The following is a 6,766-nucleotide window of genomic DNA, read 5'->3' as shown; positions in this document are numbered from 1 at the left end:
GACCCCGATCATCGCCATGGGCACCGTGAACAGGATGACCGCGGCGTAGAGCCAGGACTCCAGGATCGCCGCCACCACGATGTAGGTCACGACGATGGCGATGATCATCGTCCGGATCAGCTCGGCGAAGTTCTCCGCCATGTCCTCGCTCTCGCCGCCGAAGGTGACCTCGACCCCATTGGGCAGCTTCATCCCGGAGATAAGCTCCCGCATCCTGGCGTTGCCCTCGCCCGACGTGATGAACCGTACGTTGCCCGTCACCACGACGGTGCGCCGGCGTTCGATGCGGCGGATCTCCGTCGGCGCGTCGCTCCAGGCCACGTCGGCCATCTCGTCCAGGGGGACCAGTCCGTAGCCCGTCATGATCGGCAGCGCCGACACCGTGTAGATGTCCCCCGCCTTCTCGCGATCCAGGCGCGCCTTGATGTCGTACTCGAAGCCGCTCTGGCGGAACTTGCCCGCGTCGGCCCCGATCAGGTAGCCCCGGACGATGCTCGACAGGTCCGAGATGTTGAGCCCCAGCGGGGTCAGCCTCCAGCGGATGGGGAGCACCCGGAGCTCCGGCTTGCCCATCTCCATCGAGAGGCTCAGGTCGCGCACGCCGGGGACGCTGCGCCCGCGGCTGCGGATCTCCTCGGCCACCGAGTAAAGGGCCGACAGGTCGTTGCCCGAGACGCGGATCTCGATCGGGTCGCCGAAGCCGACCCGGGTCGCCGTGGTCGTCGTCTCCACACCCTCCAGCGTCGCCAGGAAGGGACGGATCTTGTCCGCGACGGACTGGGTCGAGGGACGCTCGGGGTCCTCCTTCAGGTAGACGGCGACCGAAGCCTTGAAGATTGCCGTCTCGCGCTTGGAGGCGCCCACCGTGGAGACCACGTCGCGGATCCAGCGTTTTTCCTCCATCGTGGAGATGAACGCCTCCACCCGCCGCACCATCTCCTCCGTCCGGCCCAGGGAGGCGTTGTTGTCCAGCGTCAGGCTGATGGTGATCGTTCCGTCGTCCGTTGCGGGGATGAACTCCGAGCCGATGAACCCGCCGAGCCGAAGCGAGCCCCAGGTCAGCAGGAGCGTCAGGATCACGGCGATCACCGGAAACCGCATCGCCCCGCGCAGCAGAAGGAGAAAGAGGTCCTGGAACCCCTCGAAGAGCCAATTCCACCAGCCCGTGAGGATGCGGCCCAAAAGAGGCGTCTCCGCGCTTCCCGGGCGGATGCGCGCCGCCAGGCAGGGCGTCACGGTCATGGTGACCCACAGGGAGAAGAGCGTGGCGTACACGATCGTCACCGCGTAGGGCTTCAGGAACTGCCCGGCGATGCTGGACATCAGGGCGACGGGCATGAACACGCCCAGGTTCGTCAGCACGCCCGCCAGAACGGAGACGGAGATCTCCACGGTCCCCTCCTCCGCGGCCTCGAAGGGCGCGTACCCCATGTCCCGGTAGCGGTAGATGTTCTGGATGATCAGGATGGAGTTCATGACGAGGGTTCCCATGGAAAGGGCCAGGCCCAGGGAGCTCATGAGGTTTAGGGTGTAGCCGTGCATCTGCATGGGGACGAAGGTCGCCATGAAGGCAACGGGCATGGACACGGCCACGATGAAGGTGGCCGACAGGCGCCCCAGGAACAGGTAGATGACCAGCGCCGTCAGCAGGATGCCCACGCCGGTGTCGCGGATGACGTTCTTGACCGAGGTCTCGATGTAGCCGGTGTCGTCGTAGGTGTAGTTCATCCTGAAGGCGGGAAGCGATTTCATCGCATCGTCCAGAATGCGCTTGATCGCCTTTCCCGCCTCCACGACGTCGGCGTTGGCGCGCGGACTGACCCGCATCTGAACGACCTCGTGCCCGTTGGCCCGGGCCAGGGACCGGACGTCCTCCTCGCCGTCCACCACCTTGCCCAGCAGGGACAGCGGAACGGGCTGACCGTTCGCGGTGGGGATCAGGATGTCCTCCAGCTGCTCCACCTCGTTGAACTCGCCCATCAGGCGCAGGGAGACCTCGTCCTTCTCCTGCGTGACGTATCCCGACGGGTTGGTCTGGTTGTTGGCCGCCACGACCGAGCAGATCCTCTGGTAGGAGACGCCGTAGTCGCTCAGCGCCGCGGGGTCCAGGACGATCTGGATCTCACGGTCCCGCCCTCCCACGACGTCCACCTGCCCCACGCCCTCGACGCGCGCGACGAGGGGCTTGATCCGGTCGTCGATGAACTTCTTGGCCTCCTTCTCGGGGAGCTCGGAGGTAAAGGAGGCGATCAGGAAGGGCTGGGCGTTGATGTCGAACTTCATGGAGACCGGCTCGTTCGCGTCCTTGGGGAGGTCCGACACCTTGGCCCTGACCTTGTTGTTGACGTCCACCAGCGCCAGGTCGGGGTTTGTCCCCGCCTCCATCTCGACGGCAAGCATCGACATGCCGTCGCGGGAGTAGCTCGTGATCGTCTTGAGCCCCTCCAGGTCGGAGAGGGCGTCCTCCAGAGGCTTGGACACCAGCTGCTCGATCTCGTTGGGGCCGGCCCCCGTGTAGATCGTCTGGACCAGGATGAACGGCAGCTCGACGCTGGGATAGAGCGTCACCCCCAGGCTCAGGTAGCTGCTGATGCCCAGCAGGACCCAGATGACGACAGAACAGCCCGTGAAGACCGGACGCTGGATGCAGAACCGTATAAAACCTCTCATGAAGGTCCTCGATCCTGAAAAGACAGCCCCTAAAGGGGCCGATCCTCGCCGAAGTCCAGGTTTTTGGAGACCGGGACGCCGTCGTAGAGACTGCGGTTCCCGCTCACGATCAGCTCGTCCCCGACGCTGAGCCCCGAGGTTACGACGACCCTGCCGCCGCGCCCCGAGCCCGTCGTGATCGTCACGCTCCGCGCCACGTCGCCGGAGGCGATGTAGACCGACTGCGCGTTACCCCTGTAGATCACGACGTCGGACGGGATGACGATGACGTTGTCCTTCTTCTCCACCAGGAAGCGCCCCTCGACGTAGGTCCCGGGCAGCACGCCGGCGTCCTGCTTCAGCCCCACGACCACGGGATACAGCCCCGAACCGCTCTGCGCCTCGGGGCTGACGCGCTTGACCCAGCCGACGCTCCGCGTCCCGTCGACGTAGATATCCACGGAGGTCTGCTTGTTGATGTTGAAGATGTCCTTCTTGGAGACCATCAGCTGCGCCTCCATCTCCGAGGGGTCGACGATGGAGACGAGCGGCTTGCCCATCTCCGCCACCTCGCCCGGCTCCACGTTGCGGGCCGAGACGATCCCGTCGATGCTGGCCTTGAGCTCCGTCCTCAAAAGGGTGGACTGCGAGCTCCTCAGCCCCGCCTCCTCCGACTTCAGGGCCGCATAGGCCTTGTCCACCTCGGCCTGCGAGACGCCGCCCTTCTTCCTCAGCTCGTTCAGGCGCTTGTAGTTCAGCTGGGCCTCGTCGTACCCCGTCCGGCTGGCCTGCGCCCTGGCCGTCCGGTCGGCGGCCAGGAGCGAGACCACGGTCTGCCCCTTCTTCACGTGGTCCCCGACCTGGACGTGGACGGCCTTCACGATCTCCCGCTCGAAGGTCGTGACGTCCTGGGTGCGCACGGCCTTGGCCTGGCCGTAATAGCTGCGCCAGCTCTCCCACGAGCCGGGCTTCAGGACCGTCGTGGTGACCGGAAAGCTGATCTTCTCCGCCGCCTCCAGGGACTTCAGGTTGGCCTCATCCTGCGAGAGCCTGGCGTTCACGGCAAGCCACACCGCCCCCCCCGCAAGCGCCAGCAGGAACACCCACAGCACGAACCTCAGCCTGTTCAAATACGACACCAAACGTCTCCACATGCTCCATTCCTCCCCATAAGCGGACGGCGGCCCTTCACGGGGCCAGCATCCTCCGGCTCAGATCGTTCATGGCCTCCAGATACCGGTGGGATATCCGCTCCGCCTCGTCGTCCGCACACGTTCCGCCGCGGCACACCGCGCCGAACAGTTCGAGGTTCATCACCTTTCCGACGGCCCATATCAAGCGCTGGATCGTCACAGCCCCCAGATCGTCCCGAACGGCCCCAAGCCTCTGCCCGTTCTCTATGAACCGGGACAGGAAACGGATGGGGCGCTCGAACGCCCTCCAGAAGGGGTCGTCGAACGACAGGTCGCGCTCGCTCAGAATCATCAAGATGCGCCCAAAGGAAGGGTTCGCCATGAAGAAGGCGACCTCCCTCCGCCGATACGCCAAGACGGCGTCCCAGTACCCCTCCTTCGTCTCGGGGAACTCCAGGTCCTTTATCGCATCCAGGAAGCGCTCTCCGATGTCCTCGATGACCGTACAGAACAGGGCGTCCTTGTTCTCGAAATAGTAATAGACCGCTCCCTTGCTGAGGCCGGAACGCTCTATGATCCTGTTGTAGGAGGCGTTCTGCAGGCCATGCTCGTTGAACTCCTCGATGGCCGCCTCGATCAGCCGCACCTTTTTGTCGTCCTTCAGCCGTTCCTGCCTGACGATCTTCCTCATCTCCCTCCCGTCCCGACAAATCCAACCGATCCTGAATCCCTCGGCAAACCCTCCGGTTCGACCGGTCGGTCTAATTCGCGATGAAGGGATTATACTCCCTTCGTCACAAAAGGCAAGAGGGCAGACACACCCGAAAAAAAAAGCCTCCCATCCGCATGCGGAATGGGAGGTCGCGAAAGGGACGCCGGCGTTCCCCGCATTCGGATCGGGGCCCTTGCGGCTACAGCTTTCCCTCGCGGATCCACTGGGCCAGGGGGAGCGCGAAATACGTCAGCAGGATGTCCGCTCCCGCCCGGACGAGGCAGACCGCCGCCTCGGAGACGGCGCGCTCCTCGTCCACCCAGCCCCGCTCGGCCGCCGCCTTGATCATGGAGTACTCCCCGCTGACGGAGTACGCGCCCACCGGAACGCAGCTCCGCTCCTTGACCGCGCGGAGCACGTCCAGGTACGGCAGCCCCGGCTTGACCATGATCATGTCCGCGCCCTCGTCCACGTCCAGCTGCGCCTCCCTCAGGGCCTCGCGGACGTTGCGGGGATCCATCTGGTAGCTCCGCCGGTCCCCGAACGCGGGGGCCGACCCCGCCGCCTCGCGGAAGGGGCCGTAAAACGCCGAGGCGTATTTCACCGCGTAGGACAGGATCAGGGTCTCCTGCAGGCCGGCGGCGTCCAGCGCCGACCGCAGGGCCCCCACCCGGCCGTCCATCATGTCGGACGGCGCCACCACGTCCGCCCCGGCACGGGCCTGCGAGACGGCCGTCCGCGCCAGGAGCTCGAGCGTCGGATCGTTGTCCACGGTCTCGCCCTTCAGCACCCCGCAGTGGCCGTGCGACGTGTACTCGCAGAGGCAGACGTCCGCGATCAGCGTCAGGTCGGGAAAGCGCCGCTTCCCCTCGGCCAGCGAGCGCTGGATCACCCCGTTCTCCGCCCAGGCCTGACTGCCGGTCTCATCCTTGCGGTCCGGTATGCCGAAGAGCAGCACGCCCCCCAGCCCGGCCTCGGCCGCGCGCTCCAGCACGCGCGGCAGCGTGTCCGGGCTGTAGCGCTTCTGCCCCGGCATGGCCGGGATGTCCTCCTCGACGTTCGTCCCCTCGCGGACGAACACGGGATACACAAGCATGGACGGCGAAAGGCGCGTCTCCTTCACCATATCGCGGATGGCGGCCGTGCGCCGCAGCCTTCTGGGCCTTACGATCATCATAACGATCTCCCCTCAAAAAAGAAAAGAATGGACGGTACTCAAGGTCATTATAGCGCTCCCTGCAGCGACGGCAAACCGCCTGGAGGGCGCCTAGCAATATTCCAAACCAGAAAAACGCCCCACCCCCAAAATGCCGCAGGCAGGAGGATGACGCCCGGGCCGCCGCTCCGCAGCCGGCCGAAAGCCGGAGCCCCGGCCCCGACATCAGACGAGCAGGACAAAAGCCAGCACTGCCATGATCATGACGTAGAGCACTCCCGACAAATAAGTGCACTTCATGCGGCGGCGAATCTCACCGGACACCTCCAGTATCCAGGTGGCCTCCCTTCGGGTCAGCCCCGTAAGCGGATACTTTCGGTTCCTCCATCCTTGGGCCCACCACGCCCATGCGTGCGTAAAGAAAGAATAAACAAAGAAAATCATGCCGAAAAACGAAAGGTAATCACAAAATACCTCATAAAATTCAAAGTATCCTGAAGGTGAGGCGAGGAAGCGCGAACCCAGCCAAAAACAGCCGAAAACAGCGAAAAGAGACCATATCACCCGTCTGCCCAGCCACCTCTTTTGGTATTCCAGCGTTTTTCCGAGGGAAACGATCCGCGACTCACCGATTTCCGGTTCGCCCTCAGGGCGATCGGGCCTCGGTGGAAAGGCCCTGACGCAAAAGAGATAGGGGCCCGTGACAAGGATCATGGCGAGAAATCCCCAGAGCAACGACATCATAATGTAACCCAACCCATCCTCCAGGTGGCCAAAGTACGCGAATGTGGTTGCGACGTTCAACAGGACCAAAAGGAGGAAAGAAAAAAGCAGAACGATGTTCCTGACATACGCTTTTCTCGTTTTCATGAGACCTCTCCTCTCGTTACCCATCAAGAGCGGCCCCCGCCTCCCCCGGCGAAAGCCGGACCGACTATCGAAACCTCAGCCAAATGGCATCGTCCTCCACACGATAGAGCAAGGCATCCTCCAACCGCGGAGGCGTATCAATGCCACCCGAACCCTAGAGTCCGTTATAACGAGCCCCGCCCGCCGCGGTTCCCACGGGCCGTCAGATTGGAGACGAGGGCTCCGGTGCTCTCCAGATGTCCCAAG

The 6,766-nt window shown here is 64.1% G+C and carries 5 protein-coding genes; all 5 read right to left on the bottom strand.

Translation table 11 applies throughout. The features are described from left to right. A partial coding sequence (locus ABLA28_RS09810; protein WP_347713509.1) for an efflux RND transporter permease subunit occupies nt 1–2,670 on the bottom strand: 2,670 nt, incomplete at its 3' end. A 29-nt stretch (nt 2,671–2,699) separates the two neighbouring features. Beyond that, the gene (locus ABLA28_RS09805) at nt 2,700–3,803 is read right to left on the bottom strand and encodes an efflux RND transporter periplasmic adaptor subunit (protein ID WP_347713508.1); all 1,104 of its coding nucleotides are present in this window, start codon (nt 3,801–3,803) and stop codon (nt 2,700–2,702) included. A 34-nt stretch (nt 3,804–3,837) separates the two neighbouring features. Further along, nucleotides 3,838–4,473: a TetR/AcrR family transcriptional regulator gene (locus ABLA28_RS09800; protein ID WP_347713507.1), complete on the bottom strand. Its 636-nt coding sequence runs from the start codon at nt 4,471–4,473 to the stop codon at nt 3,838–3,840. A gap of 220 nt (nt 4,474–4,693) precedes the next feature. Further along, entirely contained in the window at nt 4,694–5,668 is a 975-nt protein-coding gene (gene hemB / locus ABLA28_RS09795) for a porphobilinogen synthase (RefSeq protein WP_347713510.1), read from the bottom strand. A gap of 207 nt (nt 5,669–5,875) precedes the next feature. Next, complete coding sequence (locus tag ABLA28_RS09790) at nt 5,876–6,547, bottom strand: hypothetical protein (RefSeq protein WP_314716768.1); 672 nt, start codon at nt 6,545–6,547, stop codon at nt 5,876–5,878. Between the last annotated feature and the right edge of the window lie 219 nt (nt 6,548–6,766).

It is taken from the genome of uncultured Fretibacterium sp., from assembly GCF_963544685.1.
In the GTDB taxonomy this organism is placed as follows: domain Bacteria; phylum Synergistota; class Synergistia; order Synergistales; family Aminobacteriaceae; genus CAJPSE01.
The sequence above is the reverse complement of the archived record's forward strand: the minus strand, read 5'-3'. Positions and strand labels throughout refer to the sequence as shown.

What these genes read in the sequence shown, in the direction of transcription:
- ABLA28_RS09805 (WP_347713508.1), bottom strand. Translation starts at nt 3,803, where the DNA reads ATGTGGAGACGTTTGGTGTCGTATTTGAACAGGCTGAGGTTCGTGCTG.
- ABLA28_RS09800 (WP_347713507.1), bottom strand. Translation starts at nt 4,473, where the DNA reads ATGAGGAAGATCGTCAGGCAGGAACGGCTGAAGGACGACAAAAAGGTG.
- hemB (WP_347713510.1), bottom strand. Translation starts at nt 5,668, where the DNA reads ATGATCGTAAGGCCCAGAAGGCTGCGGCGCACGGCCGCCATCCGCGAT.